The sequence below is a fragment of the Mucilaginibacter flavus genome, from assembly GCF_030409315.1.
GTDB lineage: Bacteria > Bacteroidota > Bacteroidia > Sphingobacteriales > Sphingobacteriaceae > Mucilaginibacter > Mucilaginibacter flavus.
Window position 1 is genome coordinate 304235 of the sequence record NZ_JAUFPS010000028.1, and the last position, 23569, is coordinate 327803.

At 43.4% G+C, this 23569-nt stretch carries 21 protein-coding genes; 15 read left to right on the forward strand and 6 right to left on the reverse strand.

Annotated elements, in window-relative coordinates; translation table 11 throughout:
* Window positions 1-28 precede the first annotated feature (28 nt).
* Genes QWZ17_RS12590 through QWZ17_RS12600 form a run of 3 tightly spaced genes read left to right on the forward strand, consistent with a single transcriptional unit; the run spans window position 29 to window position 3807 of the window.
* Window positions 29-664 carry a (2Fe-2S)-binding protein gene (locus QWZ17_RS12590; RefSeq protein ID WP_290305570.1) on the forward strand — a complete coding sequence of 212 codons (636 nt, stop codon included), beginning with the start codon at window positions 29-31 and terminating at the stop codon, window positions 662-664.
* The gene (locus tag QWZ17_RS12595; RefSeq protein ID WP_290305571.1) at window positions 661-1650 is read left to right on the forward strand and encodes an FAD binding domain-containing protein; all 990 of its coding nucleotides are present in this window, start codon (window positions 661-663) and stop codon (window positions 1648-1650) included. The genes QWZ17_RS12590 and QWZ17_RS12595 overlap by 4 nt, the downstream gene beginning before the upstream one ends.
* A 6-nt stretch (window positions 1651-1656) precedes the next feature.
* The gene (locus QWZ17_RS12600; protein ID WP_290305572.1) at window positions 1657-3807 is read left to right on the forward strand and encodes a xanthine dehydrogenase family protein molybdopterin-binding subunit; all 2151 of its coding nucleotides are present in this window, start codon (window positions 1657-1659) and stop codon (window positions 3805-3807) included.
* A gap of 135 nt (window positions 3808-3942) precedes the next feature.
* On the opposite strand, the gene QWZ17_RS12605 is transcribed toward QWZ17_RS12600, so the two are convergent.
* From QWZ17_RS12605 to mutY, 5 genes are all read right to left on the reverse strand, one after another.
* Window positions 3943-5199, reverse strand: a complete 1257-nt coding sequence (locus QWZ17_RS12605) for a pyridoxal phosphate-dependent aminotransferase (protein WP_290305573.1) — start codon at window positions 5197-5199, stop codon at window positions 3943-3945.
* Window positions 5200-5421: 222 nt separating this feature from the next.
* Window positions 5422-6156 carry an acyl-CoA desaturase gene (locus tag QWZ17_RS12610; RefSeq protein WP_290305574.1) on the reverse strand — a complete coding sequence of 245 codons (735 nt, stop codon included), beginning with the start codon at window positions 6154-6156 and terminating at the stop codon, window positions 5422-5424.
* 148 nt (window positions 6157-6304) lie between these two features.
* Entirely contained in the window at window positions 6305-7798 is a 1494-nt protein-coding gene (locus QWZ17_RS12615) for a serine hydrolase (protein WP_290305575.1), read from the reverse strand.
* A gap of 141 nt (window positions 7799-7939) precedes the next feature.
* Window positions 7940-8353 carry a single-stranded DNA-binding protein gene (locus QWZ17_RS12620; RefSeq protein ID WP_290305576.1) on the reverse strand — a complete coding sequence of 138 codons (414 nt, stop codon included), beginning with the start codon at window positions 8351-8353 and terminating at the stop codon, window positions 7940-7942.
* 24 nt (window positions 8354-8377) lie between these two features.
* On the reverse strand, window positions 8378-9424 hold the full coding sequence (gene mutY / locus QWZ17_RS12625) for an A/G-specific adenine glycosylase (RefSeq protein ID WP_290305577.1): 1047 nt from the start codon (window positions 9422-9424) through the stop codon (window positions 8378-8380).
* Window positions 9425-9917: 493 nt separating this feature from the next.
* Between mutY and QWZ17_RS12630 the strand changes: the two genes are divergently transcribed.
* The 11 genes from QWZ17_RS12630 (at window position 9918) to makC (ending at window position 19719) form a co-directional block, all read left to right on the forward strand.
* Entirely contained in the window at window positions 9918-10211 is a 294-nt protein-coding gene (locus QWZ17_RS12630; RefSeq protein WP_290305578.1) for an HU family DNA-binding protein, read from the forward strand.
* 8 nt (window positions 10212-10219) lie between these two features.
* The gene (locus QWZ17_RS12635) at window positions 10220-11062 is read left to right on the forward strand and encodes a tetratricopeptide repeat protein (RefSeq protein ID WP_290305580.1); all 843 of its coding nucleotides are present in this window, start codon (window positions 10220-10222) and stop codon (window positions 11060-11062) included.
* Window positions 11063-11295: 233 nt separating this feature from the next.
* On the forward strand, window positions 11296-12846 hold the full coding sequence (locus tag QWZ17_RS12640) for an Rne/Rng family ribonuclease (protein WP_290305582.1): 1551 nt from the start codon (window positions 11296-11298) through the stop codon (window positions 12844-12846).
* A 781-nt stretch (window positions 12847-13627) separates the two neighbouring features.
* A complete protein-coding gene (locus QWZ17_RS12645; protein ID WP_290305584.1) occupies window positions 13628-14233 on the forward strand; it encodes a hypothetical protein in 606 nt (201 codons plus the stop codon).
* 55 nt (window positions 14234-14288) lie between these two features.
* On the forward strand, window positions 14289-14795 hold the full coding sequence (locus QWZ17_RS12650) for a hypothetical protein (RefSeq protein WP_290305585.1): 507 nt from the start codon (window positions 14289-14291) through the stop codon (window positions 14793-14795).
* 653 nt (window positions 14796-15448) lie between these two features.
* A complete protein-coding gene (locus QWZ17_RS12655; RefSeq protein WP_290305587.1) occupies window positions 15449-16267 on the forward strand; it encodes a sensor histidine kinase in 819 nt (272 codons plus the stop codon).
* A 3-nt stretch (window positions 16268-16270) separates the two neighbouring features.
* Window positions 16271-16939 (forward strand): response regulator, encoded by a 669-nt coding sequence (locus tag QWZ17_RS12660; protein WP_290305589.1) that lies wholly within the window; start codon window positions 16271-16273, stop codon window positions 16937-16939.
* Window positions 16940-17660: 721 nt separating this feature from the next.
* On the forward strand, window positions 17661-18140 hold the full coding sequence (locus QWZ17_RS12665) for a hypothetical protein (protein WP_290305591.1): 480 nt from the start codon (window positions 17661-17663) through the stop codon (window positions 18138-18140).
* Window positions 18141-18249: 109 nt separating this feature from the next.
* Window positions 18250-18678, forward strand: a complete 429-nt coding sequence (locus tag QWZ17_RS12670; RefSeq protein ID WP_290305593.1) for a DUF8788 domain-containing protein — start codon at window positions 18250-18252, stop codon at window positions 18676-18678.
* Window positions 18679-18719: 41 nt separating this feature from the next.
* On the forward strand, window positions 18720-19178 hold the full coding sequence (locus QWZ17_RS12675; RefSeq protein ID WP_290305594.1) for a DUF8788 domain-containing protein: 459 nt from the start codon (window positions 18720-18722) through the stop codon (window positions 19176-19178).
* A 79-nt stretch (window positions 19179-19257) separates the two neighbouring features.
* Window positions 19258-19719 carry an alpha-pore-forming tripartite toxin MakABE regulator gene (gene makC, locus QWZ17_RS12680; protein WP_290305596.1) on the forward strand — a complete coding sequence of 154 codons (462 nt, stop codon included), beginning with the start codon at window positions 19258-19260 and terminating at the stop codon, window positions 19717-19719.
* Window positions 19720-19725: 6 nt separating this feature from the next.
* Here makC and QWZ17_RS12685 read toward each other — a convergent pair whose 3' ends face one another.
* Window positions 19726-22206: a DUF5686 family protein gene (locus QWZ17_RS12685; RefSeq protein ID WP_290305597.1), complete on the reverse strand. Its 2481-nt coding sequence runs from the start codon at window positions 22204-22206 to the stop codon at window positions 19726-19728.
* A gap of 132 nt (window positions 22207-22338) precedes the next feature.
* Here QWZ17_RS12685 and kbl point away from each other — a divergent pair, with 132 nt between their 5' ends.
* Window positions 22339-23529 carry a glycine C-acetyltransferase gene (kbl, locus tag QWZ17_RS12690; protein WP_290305598.1) on the forward strand — a complete coding sequence of 397 codons (1191 nt, stop codon included), beginning with the start codon at window positions 22339-22341 and terminating at the stop codon, window positions 23527-23529.
* Window positions 23530-23569 lie beyond the last annotated feature (40 nt).

Genomic DNA, 23569 nt, shown 5'->3' on the forward strand with positions numbered 1-23569 from the left:
TAACTTAACATGATAAAGCCGGTTATAAATGAAAAGTGATAAACCCACTCCCGAAACCACGGATGTAAAGGATAGTTCGCGTAGAGATTTTCTTAAACAATCAACCTTACTTACTGCAGTAGCTGTAACGCCGGTGGTGGCCATCAAAGCTGCCAACGATCATATGGACGAACATCTTGCCGCTGTTTTTGAAAAAATGCCGCTAAAGATGGAGGTAAACGGCAAAACGGTAAACCTATCTGTTGAGCCACGGTCAACCCTGTTAGATATTTTGAGGGAGCAGCTCGATTTAACCGGCACCAAGAAAGGCTGCGATCATGGCCAATGCGGCGCATGTACGGTACATGTTGACGGACATCGCATTAACTCCTGCCTTACCTTGGGTATAATGATGAGCGGTAAAAAGATCACCACCATTGAGGGCCTGGCCAAGGGCGATCAGCTGCACCCCATGCAGGAAGCTTTTATTAAGCACGATGGTTTTCAATGCGGCTATTGTACACCGGGGCAAATCATGTCGGCGGTATCCTGTATTCGCGAGGGCCATGCCGGTTCGGAGCATGAAATACGTGAGTACATGAGCGGTAATGTTTGCCGTTGCGGGGCTTACCCCAATATTGTAAATGCCATTTTGGAAGTGAAAGATGGAGGGTTTGCAGTATGAAGCAGTTTCAATACGTTCGCCCGGCTACTATACAGGCAGCCCTCGATGTAATAAGCAAGCCCGGCTCAAAGATTATTGCCGGCGGCACCAACCTTGTTGACCTGATGAAGCGGGGCGTAACCGCGCCGGATAAAATAGTGGATATAAACCACTTGCCGTTAAAAGGAATCAGCGAGCCCATAGGGAATGTCATGACGGTATCAATAGGTGCTTTGGCGCTAAATAGTGAAGTTGCCGAAAATAGCCGGATAAAAGAGTTATTCCCCTTACTATCCATGGCGCTTAATGCAGGCGCTTCTCCGCAATTGCGTAATATGGCAACCGTTGGTGGCAATATGATGCAGCGTACACGATGCGGCTATTTTTATGATACTACCATGCCCTGCAATAAACGGCAGCCCGGCACTGGCTGCGGTGCTATGGAGGGTGTTAACCGCATGCACGCCATTTTTGGCGCAAGTGATCAGTGCATTGCGGTGCACCCAAGTGATATGTGCGTGGCGCTTGCCGCGTTGGATGCTACAGTTGAAGTTGCAGGTAAAAAGGGAAAACGCTACATCCACTTTGCCGATTTTCATCGCCTGCCTGGCGAAAAACCGCAAATAGATAACAATCTTGCTCCTGATGAATTAATTGTACGGGTAATTATTCCCACTAATAATTTTTCAAGAAACAGCTACTATCTAAAAATTCGCGACAGGCAATCTTATGCCTTCGCGCTGGTATCTGTAGCTGCGGCTTTGGAGATAGATAACGGAATAATAAAAAATGCCCGGCTGGCCATGGGCGGCGTTGCCCATAAACCCTGGCGACTATTTGAAGCCGAGCAATTCCTTGTCGGCAAAACAGCATCCGAAGAAAATTTTGCCAAAGCTGCCGGGCTTGCCATGAAGGGGGCTGTTGGTCACGGCGGTAATTCATTTAAATTAAAACTGGCTCCGGCTACTATCACCGAGGCTTTAAAACACGCGGCAGGCTTAGTTTAACATCCTATGAAAAAAGCGATCAATGTAACTATGCCCTCTTCAGCAGAAGGCATGAGTCGGGTAGACGGCCGGTTAAAAGTAACCGGTGCCGCTAAATACTCGGCAGAATATACAATGCCAGGCCTCACCTACGGGGTTTTGGTAGGGAGTACCATTACCAAAGGACATATTTTAACCATAGATACCAAAGCTGCCGGGCGCGCACCGGGAGTACTGGCGGTAGTTACCCATTTAAATAGCCCCAAAGTACCCGGCGATCAGCCAGAAAAAGGAAAACCGGTGCCGGATAAAGGCGCGTTAAAAGTGTTTTACGACAATAAGATCTACTACAACGGTCAGCCCATCGCTGTGGTAGTTGCCGATACTTTTGAGCGGGCCTTGTATGCCGCATCATTGGTAAAAGCTCAATACAAAGCAGAAAAGCATATCACCAACCTGCCCGATAACCGCGATAAAGGTTTTGCACCACGTGGCGAAGGCGTTTACAAGCGGGGAGCGGCAGATGCCTGGCAATCGGCACCATTTAAGGTAGAGCAGGAATATATTGTACCCACAGTAACCCATAACCCCATGGAGCTGCATGCCATTATAGCCCGTTGGGATGCTGATGATAAACTAACCGTGTGGGATAAAACCCAGGGCGTTAACGATACCCGTGATGATTTGGCCCGGCTGTTTAAAATCCCGGCGGCAAATGTATTGGTACATTCGCAATTTGTGGGCGGTGCATTTGGAAGCGCCCTGCGTACCTGGCCGCATGAGGTTGCGGCTGTTTTAGCAGCCAAAGTTGTTAGCAAGCCTGTGAAGGTAGTTTTAAGCAGGGCAGATATGTTTACCTCGGTAGGTTACCGCCCTTTTACCTGGCAAAAAATTGGCATAGGTGCTACTGCTGATGGCAAACTCACCGGCATTACCCATGAGGCGGCCGGGCAAACATCATCTTACGAAAACTTTACGGAAGGCCCCGTTGGTGTTAGTCAAAACATGTACGCCTGCCCCAATGTTAACACCAAATATAACCTGGTATCGCTGGATATTGCCACGCCCACCTGGATGCGCGGGCCTGGTGAAGCTACCGGGGCGTTTGCTTTAGAATCGGCGTTAGATGAGCTGTCATACGCTGTAAATATCGATCCGCTTGAGCTGCGGATTAAAAACTATGCAGAGGTTGAACCCAGCAGTGGCAAGCCTTTCTCAACTAAATTTTTGAAAGAGGCTTACCAATTAGGTGCAGATCATATTGGTTGGGGCGACCGGAAACAGGTACCACGATCTGTTAAACAGGATGGTTGGTACGTAGGCTATGGCATGGGCAGCGGTATGTTCGGTGCTTACCGCTCCGGCGCAACGGTACGGGCTAAAATGATGGCCGATGGTACGCTGATCCTGCAAACAGCCGTAAGTGATATCGGCCCCGGAACCGGCACAGCTATGACCATTATTGCTGCCGAACAAATGAATATCCCTGCAGATAAGATCCGCTTTGAACTTGGCGATTCATCCTTACCGCCCGCGCCTACACAAGGCGGTTCGGCAACGGTAGCCAGTGTTGGGCCGGCAGTGGTAAAAGCCTGTACCGATTTGAAGGAAAAATTCCAAAAACTGATTGGTAACGGCGGTGAAGATCATCCGGATTATGCCAAAGTTTTAAAAGAGCATAACCTGCCCTCGCTGGAAGTTACCAGCTCATCAGATGGCGGTAACGGGATGGAAAAATATGCCATGAACTCCTGGTCGGTGCATTTTGTAAAGGTTTTGGTAAACGCGGCCACCGGCGTTGTTAAGATAGATAAGGTAGCCTGCGTATCAGATTGCGGTAAGGTTATCAGTCCTAAAACAGCACGCAGCCAGGTAATTGGCGGCGCTATAGGCGGTATCGGTATGGCTTTGATGGAGGAATCAATTATTGACCATCGCTACGGCCGCTACATCAACAATAATTTTGCCGATTACCACGTACCGGTTAACGCCGACATCCCACAAATAGATGCCCTGTTTATCAACAAACCTGATCCTATTATCAACGTAATGGGTGCGAAAGGTATGGCCGAGATAGCGCTCATTGGCATGGCCGCCGCAGTTGCCAACGCGGTTTATAATGCCTGTGGAAAACGAGTTAGGGATTTGCCAATCACGCCGGATAAGGTGATGGGGTAGGTCGAGCGGGGGACAAAGGCGAGAAATTTACGAGGAGAAAAAAACGCAGCCTTTGCAAGCGGGCGTAACAAAGCGAAAAAAACTTACGAAGTTTTTAAAACTTCGTAAGTTTGGGATAACCATGGCGTTAGTTTACTATTTCAATTTAGCCAAAGCCTCTTTTACTCTTGGCACCAGTTGCTGAATATCTTCCAAAGTGCTTGCACCTACCGAAGCCCTAAACCAGTTTACATCCTCATCGGTACCAAAGGCCGAGAATGGCACCAACGCAACTTTGGCTTCTTTAATCAGGTAAAAATTGATATCGGCAGAATTGTTTAACACCTTGCCATCCGGCGTAGTTTTGCCGGCGTAATCAATTTTAAGGGTTAGGTAGATGGCCCCCATTGGCTGGATAGAATCTACACTAAAACCTTCGGCTTTCATGGCCTGGAAACCTTCATGTAAGGTGCTCAGGCTGGCCTGAATTTTTCCTTTCAGGTCGTTTAAATAAGTATCAACAGCCGGGGTATCTGTAATGAAATGAGCCATGGCAACCTGCTCGGCTTTAGGTGCCCAGGCACCCATGTGGCCAACAATGGCTTTCATGTTATCAATAATATTTGCCGGGCCAAATCCCCAACCTACGCGTACGCCTGTGGCTGCGAAGCATTTTGATGAGCCATCAACAAATACAGTGTATGGTTTAAGCTCGGGGCGCAAAGTAACGGGATCATAGTGTTTAAAATCGCCAAAGGTTAATTGCGAGTAAATTTGATCGTACAATAAGTACAACGGTTTTTCGCCAGCCGCGCGATTTTTGTTTTCGGCAATAACCAGGTCGCAAATTTCTTCCAGGTCCTTTTTGTTGAACATGGTACCCGTAGGGTTCAACGGCGAGCAAAGTGCTAATAAAGTAGCGCCTTTAAGGTGAGGTGCAATTTCATCGGCCGTCGGCATAAAGTTGTTTTCGGGCTTGGTTTCAACAATGATGGCGTTAGCGCCGGTAAGGTCGCTGTAATGATTATTGTTCCATGATGGTGCCGGGAAAACTACTTTATCGCCCGGATCAACCAACGCCAAAAACGTTGAATAAATTAAGGGACGTGAGCCGCCCGAGATCAGGATCTCATTGGCTTTATAGTTTAAACCCATCCTGCTGCTTAAAAATGCCGAAACACTTTCGCGAAGGTTAAGCATGCCATCGGCAGGCGGATAGTTGGTTTGGTTTTGGTTATATGCCGTAACTATGCCTGCTTTCAGGTCGTTTGGAATAGGGTAAATATTGGAGTCAAAATCGCCAATGGTAAGGTTGGCAATGTTCTGGCCTTGTCTTTTTAATTCGTTTATCTCGCCCGCGATCTTGATGATCTCAGATCCGCGTAAATTTTGAGCTAATACAGAAACACTCATGGTATGGATTTTATGAGCGGCAAAGATAGTTTTTTTGGAGCAAGGATTTTTGGAGTAAGGAGCAAAGATTGTTGGAGTAAAGATTTTGGATCAAGAATAAAGATGAAGAAAGAATAATTGGCTATAAATACAAAAGCAATCCAAACGGGTTGCTTTTGTATATGTCTGTATCTATAAAAGAGTCAAAAAGTCCTTATTCTTTGCTCCGAAAATCCTTACTCCCTATAAATACGCTTTCCTCAACCTAATGATATGCATCCAGTGCATTACTTTCATTACGGGGTAAACCGGGTCGATCTCGAACCATTTGGCACCAAAGTTGGCACGGTTGGGGCGTTTGTGATGATTGTTTTGGAACAACTCTCCTAACATCAGGAAATCAAACGGGGTTGTATTTTTTGATTTGTCGCCGTTATCAAAGTTGGCGTAACCGTATTTGTGACCGCACCAGTTAACAATAGCGCCATGGATAGGGCCCATCAAAAAGTGAATAGGGATTAACAGGTAAACCCATGGGTTGGTTGCAAACGCAACGTAAAAAGCTACATATAAAACACCGAAGGCTACGCGCGATATCATTGATGAACCAATGAAATCAACAGTTTTCCATTCGGGGATATTTCCTTTAAAGCGCTCTTCAGGATCTTTCAAGCGGCGCTCGTGCATACGATAGCTTTTTGCCGTGTAAACCATCATCTGGAAAACATCTTTGAAAAAGTGAGGAGAGTGTGGGTCCTTTTCAGTATCACTGTAAGCATGGTGCTCGCGGTGCATAATGGCGTAGGCCCTTGGGTTTAAAAACGACGATCCCTGGCAAATGAATGTTAGCAGGTAAAATGTTCCTTCAAAAAACTTGTTGGTAGTGAACATTTTGTGTGACGCGTACCTGTGTAAAAAGAACGTTTGAAAAAATAGCGACAGAAACCAGTGCGCTATGAAGAATACTATTATTATCACTGAATTATAATTAGAATAATGAACTGTTATTTATAATCTTTCCAAAGATACGATTAAAACCGACAAAAAGTTTTGATGGCACCCAATTGATACGAATTAGTTGGTAAACAGCTTCAAAATAAAACGCCGGATTGTGCCGGGATATTGTTTACTGTTTGGCAAAAGCCAACCCATCAATTGTTACCGTGCTTACTTTGCCCAATTCATCAATATTAAAAGTAGCGGTTACTTTACCGTATTCTTTACGGGCATATGGGCCTCTAAAGGTATCGTAGTTCCAACAGGTAGCTTCGGCAGTGATAAACTGGTTGATGTTGAGGGATAATTTATCGCCGTTGGCAGTTATAATTACCGAGCCATAAAGCGGATCGGTATAAGTGCCTGCGTATTCTTTAACATCTAAAGTTGGGTGCGTACCCATCACTCGTTTTGCCTCATATTCTTTATCTGCTTTTTCGCCCTTTGCATGGATGCCGTTGTACAGCGTCAAGAAATCTTTGCTCCAATCGGTAGTGCCGCCCAGGGAGAAATAGTCAAAAGCTTTAAACATCAGCGCGTGCCGTACCTCGGCGTGGTCGAGATTGGCCAGTACGTAAACCCCAATCTTTTTATCGGTGATCATCCCGTTAATGGCAATAAGGCCACCCAGGCTGCCGGTATGGAAATCTACCTTTTGCCCTTTATAATCCTGCTGAAACCACCCCAGCCCGTAGGTGATCCAATGCGGTTTGGTAATGCGGGCAGTTGGATAAAATTCCTCTTCGGATACAAATGTTTGGGGTTTAAGCAGCATTTTCCAGCTTTCGGGTTTAAGTAAGCGCTGGGTGCCGTACTTGCTGCTGTCCAGCATGCAGTTTACCCATTTGGCCATATCATCCACGCATGACCATACACCGCCAGCCGGAGAAATAGCATCCGTCATATCTTTTTCAATCACCACAATATTGCTGTCAATTTTAACATGTGCCTCGGTTTGGTTGGGCATGTTTTTGGCTTGCGAGAAGGTAGGCACTGTACGGGGCATTTTTAGCGGAGCGAAAATCCTTTTCTGAATAAAAGTTTCCCAGGGCATGCCGCTTGCTTTTTCAATTACCTTACCCGCGGCCATGTAAAATATATTCTGGTATACAAAGCCGGCCCTGAAACCGTACTGAGGTTTAACGAGACGCATTCGATGCAGAATTTCGGTAGATGGAATATTCATCATCCCCCACAAAAAATCGGTATTGCCGATGCCGCTGTCATGCAAAAATAAATCGCGCACGGTAAGCTCACGGGTTACGTAGGGGTCATATAATTGAAAGTCGGGCAGGTAATCGGTTACCTTATCGTCCCAGTGCAGTTTACCCTCGTCGACAAGCATGGCGGCGCAGGCGGCTGTCATTGCTTTGGTAGTTGATGCTATGCCAAAGACGGTTTGCGAGTTTACCTTGCCCGGTTTACCCAATTCCCGTACGCCGTAACCTTTGGAAAATATGACCTGATTATCTTTAACCACGGCAATGGCCAGGCCGGGTACATGCCAGTCGGTAACGGCTTGCTGCACGTACTTATCAAATTCTTTAATATCAGGGGTACTGGTTTGCGCCTGGGTTAAAACGGGAATCAAACAGGCAATAAGCAGGCCTCTTAAAAACTTCATGGTGTTAGTGGTAAGGGTTTTATGCGATGAATATAGCGATAAAATAACAATACCATTGTAGGGCAGCCGCAAATAAAAAGGCAAAAAAAATACCCCTTTGGCTTGCGGGGCATAATGTTGCGGCACTAAGTAAGGGATTGATCAATAGGCAGGTGGTAAGGTATCGCCATCAACAAAATTAACGGCTTCATCTTTGCTTCCTTTGCTGTTATCGGCATCAAAATCACTTTTGCGGCCCAGCATGGTAAAGTTTTCGGCAACTACTTCGGTAGTGTATTTTTTAACACCATCGCGGTCTTCAAATGAGCGGGTGCGCAGCTTACCTTCTATGTAAACCAACTTTCCTTTTTGTAAAAATTTGGCGGCCATATCTGCAAGGCCCCTCCACATCACAATGTTATGCCATTCGGTTTGCTCAACCTTGCGGCCATCCTTATTATAGGTTTCTGAAGTAGCTAAAGGGAAACTTGTTACAGATATACCACCATCTAACGTACGCAACTCGGGGTCCTTGCCTAAATGACCAACAAGGATAACTTTATTAATTCCAGACATGCCATAAAATAACGAAAAATTAATTTACAAATTAAAAATATTTTTTATTAATATAAAAATGATCTTAGGAAGCGCCAGATCGGGCAGGTTTTCCAGTGGAATGTAAAGCCAGTTTTCGTGTAATTTAATAGGCAAGGTGTCGGTTTTTATCATTCTTACAAATAAACGCTGATGGGTAAGGATGTGTTTTTGTACGGGGGTGTCCTCGGTAATGTTCGGTATCTGCCCAAACACCGCCATTACGGCAGGCTGGGCCATCAATTCATGAGCGGGTAATAATGCCGGGGTTTCTACCATGGGCAGATCATACATATTGGCCCATATGTCTTTATCGCCCCGCTTATTCATTAATATGGTGTTGCCATCTGTAATTAAAAAGTAATTAAAGAAGCGTTCTTTCACTTTTACTGTTTTCAGTTTTACAGGTAAAGCAGAGGTAGCGCCAGCTTTAAAGGCCACGCAATCGATCTGTACCGGACAGATATTACAGGCCGGGTTTTTAGGTTTGCAAAGCATCGCCCCAAACTCCATCATGGCCTGGTTATGCAAGCCTGGCGTTTTCTTATTAATTAAATCATCGGCAATTTGCTGGAACAGTTTTTTACCGGTGGTAGAATTGATAGGCTCATAGATGCCATAATAACGGGCCAGCACCCGGTATACATTACCATCTACCACGGCCTTAGCCTCGTTTGCCGAAAACGACGCGATGGCCGCAGCGGTGTATTCGCCAATGCCTTTTAATTTAATAAGCGCCTCATAACTTTGCGGAAACACACCATCATACTGCTGTTGTACCAGCTGCGCGGTTTTAAGCATGTTGCGCCCGCGCGAGTAATAGCCAAGTCCCTGCCATAATTTAAGCACCTCATCTTCTTGCGCGGCGGCAAAATCGGTTACGGTAGGGTACCTTTCCAAAAACCGGTAAAAGTAGGGCATGCCCTGCTCCACCCGGGTTTGCTGTAAAATAATTTCAGACAGCCATATAGTATAAGCATCGGTAGTATTACGCCAGGGCAAATCGCGTTTATTGGCAAGGTACCATTGTACCAGTTGGTCGGTAAAGTTCATTGAATGTAAAAGTAGGGAAGAAGATGGACTTTTGGACGATAGGATTTTGGGACGATAGGACTCTTGGTGTTTGGAATTTTATGGCTACTAATAAAGAAACGATACTGGACGGATTTTGATTGGTAGTTCGATGGCCATTTTTACATTCGTTGATAGTTCCTGTATCTTCTCGCTTTTCATCCTTTAGCCCAATCGCCTAAAGTCCCTTGATCCAATAGTTCCAAAAGTCCCAAAGTTAAAGAGTTATATCATACAAATATGCCACACTCCAAGAGTCCTATCGTCCCAAAATCCTATCGTCCAAAAGTCCCATAGTCCGTCACTCCCTAAAGGAGTGAAAGCCAACTATTGTCTATACTTTGTAACGAAAATGAGCGTTAGATGTACTAAACAAAAAAAATCTGTTAAATATTTCGCTCTTAAAATATAAAGCGATACTTTTGCAACCCCAAAACAGTTAAGTATTTATAAAATAAAATAAAGTAAATCAGATATGACTAAGGCAGAAATTATAACTGAAATCTCATCTAAGACAGGTATAGAGAAAGTAGACGTGCAGGAAACTGTTGAGGCGTTTTTTAAAGTTGTTAAAAGCTCAATGGTTGGCGGCGAAAATGTTTACGTTAGAGGATTCGGTAGTTTTGTAGTAAAGAAAAGAGCGAAAAAGACAGCACGTAACATTTCAAAAAATACTGCCATCATCATTCCAGAGCATTTTGTGCCAAGCTTTAAACCAGCAAAAACATTTGTTGAGAAAGTTAAAACCGGTAACAAAGCCAGCAAATAATTATAAGTATGTATAAGAAACAAATAGCCGTAGGTGTAGCAGTACTTGTTATGATGGGCTATTTGTATCATTTACCTGTTAAGGGATTAATAAAACCTAAAGACACTAAAAGCGATAAAACAACTGTACTTACCAATAAAAAGAATACCACGGTAACGGTTGATATGGTTTCTGAGCCGGCTAAAGCTGCAATTGGGGCAGGTTTGGCAGCGAAGATCAACGATCTTGAAGGACAATTAAAAACAGCCACAGGGAGCGATGCCGAAAAACTGCAACAGGAATTGGCAAAGCAGTGGGACGATGATAACCAGCCGGCACCGGCAGCATTTTACTACCAGGATTTGGCCCGCAAAGGCAACAAAGCCCAGGATTGGTTAAATGCGGGTAATCGGTTCAACGATGCATACAAACTTACCCAGGATACTTTATTGCAGCCCGCTTTTGTAAGCAACGCGGCAGAGGCTTTTACAAACGCCTTAAAGTTACAACCTGAAAGCCTTGAAGGTAAAACAGGATTAGGCATAGCGTACGTAAATGGCGCGGCCGGCCCCATGCAAGGTATAGCCTTACTGCTTGACGTAGTTAAAAAGGACCCTAAAAACTGGAAAGCAAACCTTAATTTAGGAATGTTTGCCATGAAATCGGGCCAGTACGAAAAAGCGGTAGGCCGATTTAAAACATTACTTGCCCAGCGCACAGAACTTGAGCCAACTTTTTATCTGGCAGAAAGCTACAAGCAATTGGGCATGAAAAAAGAAGCAATTGACGCGTACCAGAAATGTAAAGAAATGATGCCCGATCCGGTATTTGCTCAGCGCATTGATGGTTACATCAACGAATTAAAGAATTAACTCACATTTAAAATTATTATTATTATGCCCAGCGGTAAAAAACGTAAAAGACACAAAATGGCTACCCACAAACGTAAAAAACGTTTGAGAAAAAACAGACATAAAAAGAAATAAGCTGCCTTAACAAAAGCAGATATTACCCACCTTTAACTAAGGTGGGTACTTTTTATTATGAGTGTTTTTTTCCCACTTAATTACATGCGGTTTTAACCGTTTAAGAAATGGAGTAGCAGTTGATAAAAGAATTAATTATCGATTCATCCCCTAATGGGGCTACTATTGCATTATTACAGGACAAACAACTTGTAGAACTTCATAAAGAGCAAACCAGCAACAATTATACTGTTGGTGATATTTACCTTGGGCGCATTAAAAAAATAATGCCCAGTTTAAATGCTGCCTTTGTGGATGTAGGCTACGAGAAGGATGCCTTTTTGCATTATCTTGACCTTGGTCCGCAGGTGCAAAGCCTGTTAAAATTAACCAAGCAAGTACGTAGCGGGGGATATCAGTCAAAGCTGTTGGACGGCTTTAAGCTGGAAGCCGATATCAATAAAGGAGGCAAAATATCCGATTTATTGACCAAAGGCCAGCTTATACCGGTACAAATAGCCAAAGAACCTATATCAACCAAAGGCCCGCGCTTAAGCTCCGATCTTTCTATTGCAGGGCGATATGTAGTACTGGTTCCGTTTTCGGAAGCCATCTCTATCTCCAAAAAAATAAAAAGCAATACAGAGCGTAACCGCCTGCGTAAGGTTGTTGAAAGTATTAAGCCAAAGCATTTTGGCGTAATTATCCGTACGGTATCTGAAGGTAAAGGCGTTGAGGAATTACAAAAAGATCTGCTTGATCTGATATCAAAATGGGAATCATTTATTACAAGGCTGCCATCAACAGAACCATCTAAAAAGGTTTTGGGCGAAATTGGGCGTACATCAACTATCCTAAGGGATATCCTGAACCCCGATTTTCAGCACATCTACGTAAATGATAACGGTATGTTCGAAGAAATTCGGTCATACATCCATGAAATATCGCCCGATATGGAAAGTATAGTTCGTATGCACAAGCATAAGGAGCCTATATTTGAACATTTTGGTGTTGATAAACAGATTAAGGGAGCTTTTGGTAAAACCGTAAACCTTGCCGGTGGCGCTTACCTGGTAATTGAACATACCGAAGCATTACACGTTATTGACGTGAATAGCGGTAACCGTACAGCCAGTAAGGAAAACCAGGAAGAGAACGCTTACCAGGTAAACAAAGAAGCGGCTAAAGAAATTGCCCGTCAGCTACGCCTGCGCGATATGGGCGGTATTGTGGTTATCGATTTTATTGATATGCACAAACCGCAAAACCGCAAGGAACTGTTTGACTTTTTGCGTACCGAAATGCTTTTAGACAGGGCGAAGCACACCATTTTACCACCAAGTAAATTTGGTTTAGTGCAAATTACGCGTCAGCGTGTAAGGCCCGAAATGAATATTGTAACCAGCGAAGTGTGCCCTACATGTAATGGTACAGGTACCATTAGGCCAACCATTTTGCTGATGGACGACATTGAAAATAACTTCAATTATATATTGGATGAGCAAAACGAAAAAGGCATTACCTTATGCGTGCACCCTTATATTGAAGCTTATATTAAACAGGGTATTTATACCCGCCAAATGAAATGGTTTTTAAAGTACGGCCAGTGGATTAAAGTTAAAAGCAACGCGGCCTACCAGATCACCGAATTCCACTTCTTCTCCAGTAAAGACGAAGAGATCAAACTATAAATGTGCTTTTTGCCTTAGATGTGCAAATATGCAGATTACAGATGTGCAGATGTTTTAAAAAGCATCTGCACTTTTTGTTTAGCATTGTTTAGCAAATTTGCTAAATCAATTTATCAGATGCGCAGATGTTAGCCCTTTGGTGGCGTTGCGGCCAACAAGCCAAAGATTATTGAAACGGCGATGGTATTGAGGGCCCACTACAATCTTTTTCATATAGATTTTTTGTTTTTGTAGAGACGCAATATTTTGCGTCTCCCGTTGTACAGAGCGAATTTTTGAGATTTAAATCCCGCGGTTTGATTTACGTCTTCCGCGTACACATCAACGATGTCATAACCGCTTTTCAGTATTTCCCTAAAAGATATTCCATTGCTGCATATACCCCCCCCCAGATGGAAGTATTAAATTTTGAAATAAATTTTAGCCGTTCTTAAACGAAAAACAAAAAACATTCCCGTATCTTACGCCGTATAGAAATGTCGCAATAGTTAAAAACAACCTGATACCAATACAACCAAACCTATCTATGAAAACACACCTGTCATCCAAGGCATCGCCTTAATAAATTGTCATTTATTTATTGTTTTTGAGCTTACAAAGCTTGAAATACTATCGTTTGTCCTTTTTAAAAAACAGGTAAAAACACCTGCTTTTTAAACCGGGGCTTTTACCTCTTTATGCATGTTGCACTATTCAATAGTTTTGAACTAACAGTTAATAACATAGTGGCGTAAACCGAAAAGCCCAAACAGAGTAGGTACCTAAAACAATTTATCAAAAAATGGGACAGTTCGCTTCTCTCACCAATTTAACCATGCCCGAGGTTGTTTCCCTTTTTGTACAATCAGTACAAGATAGCGCGATAGCACTTTCAGATCTTAATGTTATTATACAGGGCCTTACCCCGCCATCTTCGGGTACGCCGCCGCCGGTTTATACCGATTTATCGCAGGCGGCAACAGCAGCTATTTTAGCTGCCAACAGCGATTCGGCAGTTCTTTTTCCGGCAATATTCCCAGCTATTTTACTACCTCCATCATCACAGGATGCAGGGGTTGTATTAAATTACCAGCCTGCCGGCGATACCAACCTGCTTACAACCCAAATAATGGACGACTTTTTAAACTGGGGAATTCAACAACCTAAAAGCGAAGTCGCGGTAATGGCTGCCAGCCTGCAAAGCCAGGTTGATAGCAGCGATTTTACACCTTCAACTACTTATGGGCAGTTAGATATTAATAATGCCAATCCGCTTGAACAGGTTTTAGGTTGGGTTGCCGCGTTTGGTGTTTGCCGCACGAGTTATAATCCCGATGGTGGTTTTACACAGGCTGTTATTTACAGTTTTCGCGCCGCGGTCGGCGTATCTGAATTAGTAACTCTTTAACAAACAAACGTAGCTTTTTTGAGCGCTATATTAAAAATACTAACTCCCTATTATTATGAATAACTTTGAACATGCCATTAGCCCCAACTCTGCAAGCCAGGAGTTAACGCTATCAAACAAACCCCGCATCCCGCTTAGCGAGGCCATGACCAGGGCCGAAAACTGGCGCAGCATGGTTGTGCAATTGCCGGGAGGCAATGCCGCTGCCGATTTTAATACCTGTGTTGGTCTTGATGTGCCTGCCCAACGCATTTTCAGGGCTATTAACATCAATATAGCCGATGTAAAGGCTTTGCTGTCCGATCAGCCTAAAGCTAAATCTATACGGCTTTATTTGAGCTTAACAGACCCCGAATTTCCTTACCAGATTACCGGCATGCTGGTACCTGTGGATGCCAATAACCGGGATATGCTGACAAAGAAAGTTAGTGTAGATGATGGAGATATATTGAGTAGTGCTACAGCATCAACTATTTATGATTTTACACATCCATGCCCGTCAATTTGTGATACATCAAGTCCACTGTTTAATAGCAGTAACAGCGTAGAAAATTACATATAACTACCCAATATGCAGTCTGCCAGTTTAATATTCATGGGCTTGATTGTTCCTGTATCAGTTTTAATTCCTATCAGCGTGGCTGTAATAAGATATAGACAAGTTGATAGGATGCTTTTGCTTATTTTTTATTATCTGTTGTTGGATGGCCTTGTTGGCTTGCTTGCTACCATAATTGCTTATTGCAGAATTAATAACATGCCAATGCTGCATGTTTTCACCATTTTGGAGTTTTTGTTGCTGTCATTTTTTTATATTAAAATATTAAAAGACCGGATAGCGCGTAACATTATCAGGGTTTTGATGGTGATTTTCCCTTTGCTGTGTATCATTAATTTTATATTTTTTCAAAGCATCTTCCGTTTTAATACCTACACCCGACCATTAGAGGTTTTAATCGTTATGGCATATAGTCTTGCGTATTTTGCACAGACAAACGAAGCAATCGACGTAAAAGTATGGAGTAACAACTCTTTAATATGGGTTAATATCGGCATCTTACTCTACTTTTCGGGTGCTTTGTTCGTTTATTCTTTTTCAAATTTCACAACAGCCTATACCAGTCCCAAATACAAATTAATTAACCTGTTTATCTGGGATATACACGCGGCGTTGCTGCTATGTATGTACCTTTTATTTTCCTGGGGATTTTATATATGCAGAAAGAGGTAGACGATAATATTTATATACTGGTTATTATGTGTACCGGTGGCATAGCGCTGCTGGTAATTTCGTTTGTGATACTTTTTATACGCAACCAGGGTAAATTGCTGCAGCAAAAGGAAAGCCTGCATCAGTCGGCAATGGAACATCAAAAAAAGCTGTTGCACGCGGTGATTTATTCGCAGGAGGAGGAACGGAAAAGAATTGGACAAAATTTACATGATGAGGTTGGCGGTTCGCTGTCAAACCTGCGCATCCTCATCAATCGTTTTCATGATGGCACAGGTACCACCAACGAGGGCCTGCCTACCGATCTTTATAAGCAATTGATAGATAGGATTATTGAAAACGTGCGCGATATATCGCATAATCTTTCGCCCCCGGGCCTGGAGTTGTTTGGTTTTTCTGAAGCGTTAGAAGAAATAAAAGATATTGTTGGTAAAGGCGATGAATCTTTTATTTCCATTACCAATCATGCCGTTAAAGCAACCGACTCGCTGCCCAAACCGGTGGCGTTAGCGCTAATCAGGGTGTTGCAGGAGCTGGTTACCAATACCCTGAAACATTCAAAGGCAACCTGTATAGGTATTTCGCTGTTTATTAAAAACAACCTGCTCTCTATCCATTATACAGACGATGGTGTTGGTTGTGACATGGACGATAAAAAATTTAAAAAGGGCATGGGCATGCAAAATATTGAAAGCCGGCTTACCATGATTGATGCCCGCTATACCATCAAAACATCGGTAGGCAGGGGCTTTGCCTTGTTTATTTACCTTGAACCTGATAAAGAATATCCCGAGTTAACCTGATATATGACAAAGATAAGAATAGCCGTTGCCGATGATCAAACCCTGTTTTTAGAAGGGCTGGTAAACCTGCTGAGCACCAATCCCGAATTTGAACTGGTTGCCCAGGCGCAGAATGGGCGTATTATGCTTGAGCAGATTAAGGCGATGCAAACCCCGCCCGATATCGCGCTTATTGATATGAACATGCCCGAGATGAACGGAGTTGAACTGAATGCCATTTTGCACCGCGAGTATCCCGCTGTTAAGGTAATTGTATTATCGGTGCATGGCGAGGAACGGTATATGAGTAAAATGATTGAGGCCGGGGCCTGCGGCTATCTCAAAAAAAACTGCGAAACATCGGAGCTTTTTCAAACTATTACCAGCACCTATGAGCTTGGCTTTTATTTTAATAAAGATGCGGTAAGCGCCATGCGCAACGCGGTACACCATCGTAAAACAGGCATCCATAATATGAACAATATCCCTATATCCCTAACCGAACGGGAGCTGGTGATATTAAGAATGATTTGCAACGAACTTACCAACGCCGAAATAGGCGAAAAGCTTTTTATAAGCAACCGTACCGTTGACGGCCACCGTACCAACCTGTTGGGTAAAATTGGCTGCAAAAACACCGCGGGCCTGGTTATATTCGCCATTAAACACGGCATTTTTGAGCTGCAGTTTTAGCGGGCTGCATTACTGTTTATCTCCTTTTGTCCGCACCTCCCCGGTGTTAACCGCAATTGCTTAATCATAGCAATTTTTACCTATTTATTGTTTTTTTGGCCACGCCAAGACAATCGCTTTTAAAGATTTACGGATGAAAAGGTAACTCCTATGGAGCAAAAAGCATAAAATATTGGTTCTACAAACCGGTAGCCGCGATGCGGTAATTTTCGCTTTATTGGATATTCGATGCCGCATCGCGGCTACCGGTTTGTAGAAAACGACCCGAACCGGACGAGATGCCGCATAGCGGCTACCTACTAAATAGTTGACAGTGAGCTATTAATGTGTTCAATTGATTTGCTTTCTATAAAGGACTAACTATCTCATTATCAAAATCAATACGTTCCAAAGCGTTCGATGTGGTCCACCCGTTCCGGTGGAACACTATTGCGGATTTTTTGCAATAAATCCGCCAAAAGCCTCTTTTCAATTTACTGTTTTCCTGAGCACCCGGTTTGTCTAACGACATGAGGTTCTCCGGGTATAAATACCTGTTTTTATGGTAAAAATACCCGGTTTTAATGTTGGGGTTTATTACGCTGAAATTGCCCCTTAAAGCGCCGTTACTTTGAAATGTCAAAACCAAACGAGATGCGCATCTGACCCCCGGTTTGACAAACGGCCCATACCGAAAAGCCATAACAGAGTAGGTAAAAAAGCAATTAAAAAATCTATACCAATGTCAACAGTATTAACAGAAGTTAAAGATGGCCAGGTTTATACCGGTTTCGATACTTCAACAGCAGCACAGTATTGTACGCCAAGTTATTTAGGCTGTAGCGCCTGTTTAGGTGCCAGCGTTATTGATGGCTATGTAGCCTTAACCATATCGGTAAACACCCCTTTTGGCGGCGTAACCAAAACATTTAAAATTACCCAGGGCGGCACATTTACCTGGCAGCCCTACAGCAAATTTAAAGTGGTTGTATCTATAAACAACTTTAGCGAGCAGGGTGGCACTTTCAGTTTTGATGCCGGAATACAGGTTTGTATTGATGTGCCTTTCTTAGGCTGGAAATGTGTGGGCTATAGCCATCATTTCAGCATCCCAACCTTACATGCTTTAGCCGCTACTAATGAGCTAAGTGATGTTGATTTTAGCGGTCAGCTTGCTTTATTGCTATTGCTTGAGCAAAACAATAAATGTAATTGCCACTAATTACCCCTTGCGCCGACTGCATTATGCAAATAACCGGTGCTGCAAAAAATAACGGCCGATACCGAAAAGCCATAAAAGAGTAGGTAAAAATCAAGAAAAAAATTATATCATGAAAAATTCAGAATTAAGCGCCTCAAAAATCCCGGTTAATTCATGCCAGGTATTCATCATCGCTTTTGTTGATTCAAGCTCCATTCAAACCGGCACCGGTCAGGGCGTGTATTTTGTAGATAACAGAAGCTCGGCTGGCAGCAGCAATGAGGGTTCAGCATCGCTGCAAACCGTTTGCGCGAAAATGTCAAACGTAGCCTGGAGTGTTATTCCGTTAAACCCCAACGACGGATTTTTATACTCTATACAAAGCATTGGTAGCTCAAACTCATGGGGACCGGGCGGTCAGCCATTGGCCGCAACAGGAGGTTATTATACCGGCCAGGTACAAAATGCAGGTCAGGCTGGTTACCAGATTACGCTAAACGCCATAGGCGGTGGCAACGTATTTCAACCAAGCACCACTCTTGGCATGAACGGCAATTAATTTATCAACCTATTTTTTTGAGATTAAAAAAACTACACAAAATGGCACATTCAGCAAAAGTACAGCTAAAAACCGCTGCACAAACCCCGCAAACTACCATAGGCATAGCGTTAGATACCGCGTATTTAACCAGCCAGCCCGGCAGCATAAGCACAGGCATTTATATGATTGATAACCGCCTTAATATTGGCAGTTACAATGAAGGCCAAATGGAATTATTTACCTATTGCTACCCAGGCGATAACATTTCATTTTATGTAACCCCTATTGATACTCAACGCGGCGACACGGTAAGCATCATTGGCATCAACGTTTCAAACGGCAATGTGTTTGGCGGCAGCCTTGGCGCTCCGCAGCCTACGGATAATGCGGCTTACTGGATTGGCAGGGCAATTAACGCCGGCCAGCAAACTTACCAAATCCAGGTTTTAATTACCGATGAAAACCACAACATCTACGTAATTAACTGGGACCCTTTTATCAAAACTGTAGGTTCCTGATCAATTTTTTACCTAAGTATATGCTGCCGGTTTTTTAGCCGGCAGCTTTTTTGTATCATCTAAATAAGGCGTTGATATTATGACTGGCAAACCACATTTTAATCTTTTATATGCTGTCCAAACGCCGCAAACCACCATTAATATAGCATTGGATACGGCATACTTAGAGGGGTTGCAAACAGGTAAACCTGCCACTACAGGTATTTACCTTTTAGATAATCGCATTGGCCTTGGCAGCAGCCCGGAAGGCACCCAAAGCCTGCATACCGTTTGCTATACCGGCGATCATATTTCCTGGCAGGTATTACCCATTGATCCGGAAAGAGGAGATACGGTTGCCATTACGGGCTTCACAATATTGGCCGGCAACGTTTTTGGCGGTAGTATTGGCGTACCACAGCCAACAGGTAATCCCGCCTGTTGGGTTGGCAGGGCCGTTAATGGGGCAAGTACCGCTGTTTACCAGATTTATTTTTTAATTGCCGATGAAGCTAAAAACTATTTTACTACCTATTGTGAGGTGAGCATATCTACCATTTAAGCCGGTTTACCTGATACCGTAAAAGATCCTGATACCCTGGATGTATTTTTTATCGCCCGCGTAGGATACACCATAATCAACCCTGAAAATTAAGCGCTGCACGCCCACATAAAACTCGCTGTAATTGCGGTTGTTTTTTGTGGTGAGGTAATTGCCCCCTATCACCTCCTCTAACTTAAAGTTACGGATGATGGGAATTTTGTTGAGGATTGATCCCGCAAAGTTATGCTGATAATGCGCCTCCAGGAAAGCGCCATCGGTACTATACTGGTAAAACGGTAAAAAGTGAAAGCTGCCGATGTAAGTGGGATCAAACGTGGTACCCTGGTTACCCAAAAAGTGATTATAATCCATATAATACACCGTTTTATTATTGAAGAACCCACCTGCGGTAAGCTTGAATGACGAAAAGCCCGTTAAGCCCACCCTGATATTGTACTGCGAAATATCAACCGAAGAAAAATCATAGTCAACATCAGACCCAAAAGCACCCTTGATGCCCTTGCGGTAGTTTACCGTAACTGTGGGATATTTTGAAGGCAGATTCACTTTACCCGTTGGCCGGGTAATGTATTGCTGATCGAACGTGAACGTGGCCGATGTGGCAAATGTTAAAGCCTGGTTATCCGGAAATAAAAACGAATGATCGTCGGCTGGTGTTCCCGGTGGTGCTAAGGGATTGTTGGAAGTGTACTCCCTGTTTTTATTATCAAAAATATGTCCGTACGATGTATTATATAACTGCGAGCGACTGGCATAAGATAAACTGCCCGATAGTAAAACACCATTGGCTACCTCACGCTGATACCCAAACAACCCATAGTGCGAACGATAATATTTAACATAGTTATTTTCGCTAAGCAAGGTACTTAATGTGTTAAAATACAATGAGCGCGTGCCTACGTTATTAAGGTCAAGCACATCGCTGCCAAAGCCGGTGAAAAACTTAGCGTTATGGAATGGATCGTTTTTATATTCTGAATAGATGTTGGCACTGAATAGTTTATTCCCAAATCCGTAGCGCACATCGGGTGTGATGCTAAAGTTATGAAAATCATCTATCTGGCGTGTTAGTTTAATTTTGGCGTTTATACCAAAGCCTTCTACTGTGTTATAATAAAACGTTTGTATAAAGGGGAAAATGTATAAAGAATCTTTTGCGCTGCGGGTACTTGCATAATATCCAAATATTAGGTAGCCCGGATAGTTGATGTGATTTTTGCTATGCTGCAGCGTATCTAAATAAGCATCGGTTTTTTTATAGGCGGCAATGCTATCTTTCTTTTGGTAGTCTCTTGCTTCCATCTTTGTTAACGGGACAGGTCGTACCGATGCCCAGTAATCCTCCTTTTTGGTATTGGCTGCTGTGTCAATTTTTAAAACCTCGCCGGTAAAAAAATGCTCTGGAAAGGTTGGATTGATTTTGTAATTGTTAAAAATAGCCTCGTAATATCCGCCAAACTTAAAGCCCAATACCGCGCCTTTAAAATTATATTGCACAGCTGCCGGCATCCAAACGCTATCCGTAATGGCTACATATTGCTGGGTTATTTTTAGGGTGTCGATAAGGTTAAGGCTATTCATGCCGTTTTCAAGGTACAGGTCGGCACTGTATAAGCGCCAATCGCCATCCACAATATAAATATCGCCCTGAAAGTACTGGCCGTGGGCGCGTTTGGGAATCACCTGTATTTTGTCAATCACCCTACCGTTTTCGTTTGATACACCCAGCAGCTTATAATTATAAAACAGGTGCGCGTTTGAGGCCAGGGGCGATACATAGCCGCGGGTACTTAGACCGTTTATTGTAAATACATTGTTGTAAAAATTAACCTGTAAATCAGAAGCTTTATTATAGCTAAACGCGGTATTGATACCCGCCATGCGGTTGGCAATAGTGATCTCCTTGATCTTATCAGGGCGTTGAAAGTTATACTCCGATAATGATTCCTGCTGATAAAGTATGCCCCGTCCGTTCGAATCAAGATCCAATGTACGTACAACCTCTTTTGATAATAACGATTTTGGCGCGCTCAATAATTTCTGCACCGCCTTAACATAAACCGCCGATGAATACGATGCCGCCTCTTCGATATAGTATTTGCGTTTTTTGATCACCTGTTTCATAATGGTATCGGCTGCATCATGGTTTTTACGATACATGGCGGCGACACGTTCGGTGCCGAAAACCTCATCGTCCATTTGCACATTCAGGGTTTCGTCATGATCGGTAATGGTTACCTTAATTACCTTTTCGTTATAACCAACAAAACGATAGGTAAGGTTATAGGTGCCGGGGGCAAGTTTAAACTGGTACACGCCATTTTCATTGGCAGTGGTGCCGTAAGTAGAGTTACGGATATATACCGATGTAAAGGGTATAGGGTTGTTTTTGCTGCCGGTAATTTTGCCCGACAGCTTATATTGTTGTGCCGATGCCGTTAACGAGCATAAAGCGGTAAAAATCAGGAGTAAGTGTTTTTTCATATGGTTATTCAATCAAATATCGCCAAGCCTCAAAATGTTTTATTTAGCGATGAATAATTAATTTAAAGGCTAATAAAATCGGCTCAAATGGCTGTTATTGCTTAATTTTGCTGCCTTTAAACATCAAACACCATGTACAATACACTACAGCCGGTTTTACAGCAGGAATTGGAAGCCATTGAAAATGCGGGATTATACAAAAAAGAACGTATCATAACATCAGCACAAGGCGCGGATATTACCGTGCAGGGTGGCCAGGAGGTAATAAATTTTTGCGCCAATAATTACCTTGGCTTATCGGGCAATGCCCAGGTGATCAAGGCAGCCCAGGCTGCTATGGAAACACATGGTTACGGTTTATCTTCGGTACGTTTTATTTGTGGTACCCAGGATATTCATAAAGAGCTTGAAAAAAAGATCTCTGAATTTTTAGGCACCGAAGATGCCATTTTGTACGCTGCCGCATTTGACGCCAACGGTGGTGTGTTTGAACCTTTGTTTAATGACCAGGATGCCATTATATCTGATGAGTTGAACCACGCTTCAATCATTGATGGTGTGCGCCTGTGCAAAGCCCAGCGTCAGCGCTACAAACACGATGACATGGCCGATTTAGAAGAGAAACTGCAAGCTACTGCAAGCTGCCGTCATCGTATCATTGTTACCGATGGCGCGTTCAGCATGGATGGCACCATTGCCCAATTAGATAAAATTTGCGCCCTGGCCGAGCAATATAACGCCTTGGTGATGATAGATGAAAGCCATTGCAGCGGTTTTATGGGGAAAACCGGCAGGGGTACCCATGAGCATCATAATGTAATGGGTAAAATAGATATTATTACCGGTACATTGGGTAAAGCTTTAGGTGGTGCATCGGGCGGTTTTACATCTGGCCGTAAAGAAATTATTGATATGCTGCGCCAACGTTCAAGGCCATATTTGTTTTCAAATACGCTTGCGCCTGCCATCACCGGTGCTTCAATAGCTGTATTGGATATGCTGAGCGAAACTACCCAGCTGCGCGATAAATTAGAAACCAATACCCAATACTTCCGCCAAAAAATGACAGAAGCTGGTTTTGATATTAAACCGGGCGTACACCCTATCGTTCCTGTTATGCTTTATGAAGCCAAACTGGCCCAGGAGTTTGCCGCCAAAATGCTGGAAGAAGGTATTTACGTAATTGGGTTTTACTACCCGGTAGTACCACAAGGCAAAGCCCGCATCAGGGTACAAATTTCTGCAGCGCATGATATGCATCACTTAGATAAAGCTATTGCGGCCTTTACCAAAGTAGGTAAGGAATTGGGCGTGATTAAATAATACGTACAGATTCTTTATATTTGTACGTATAAACAGGTTT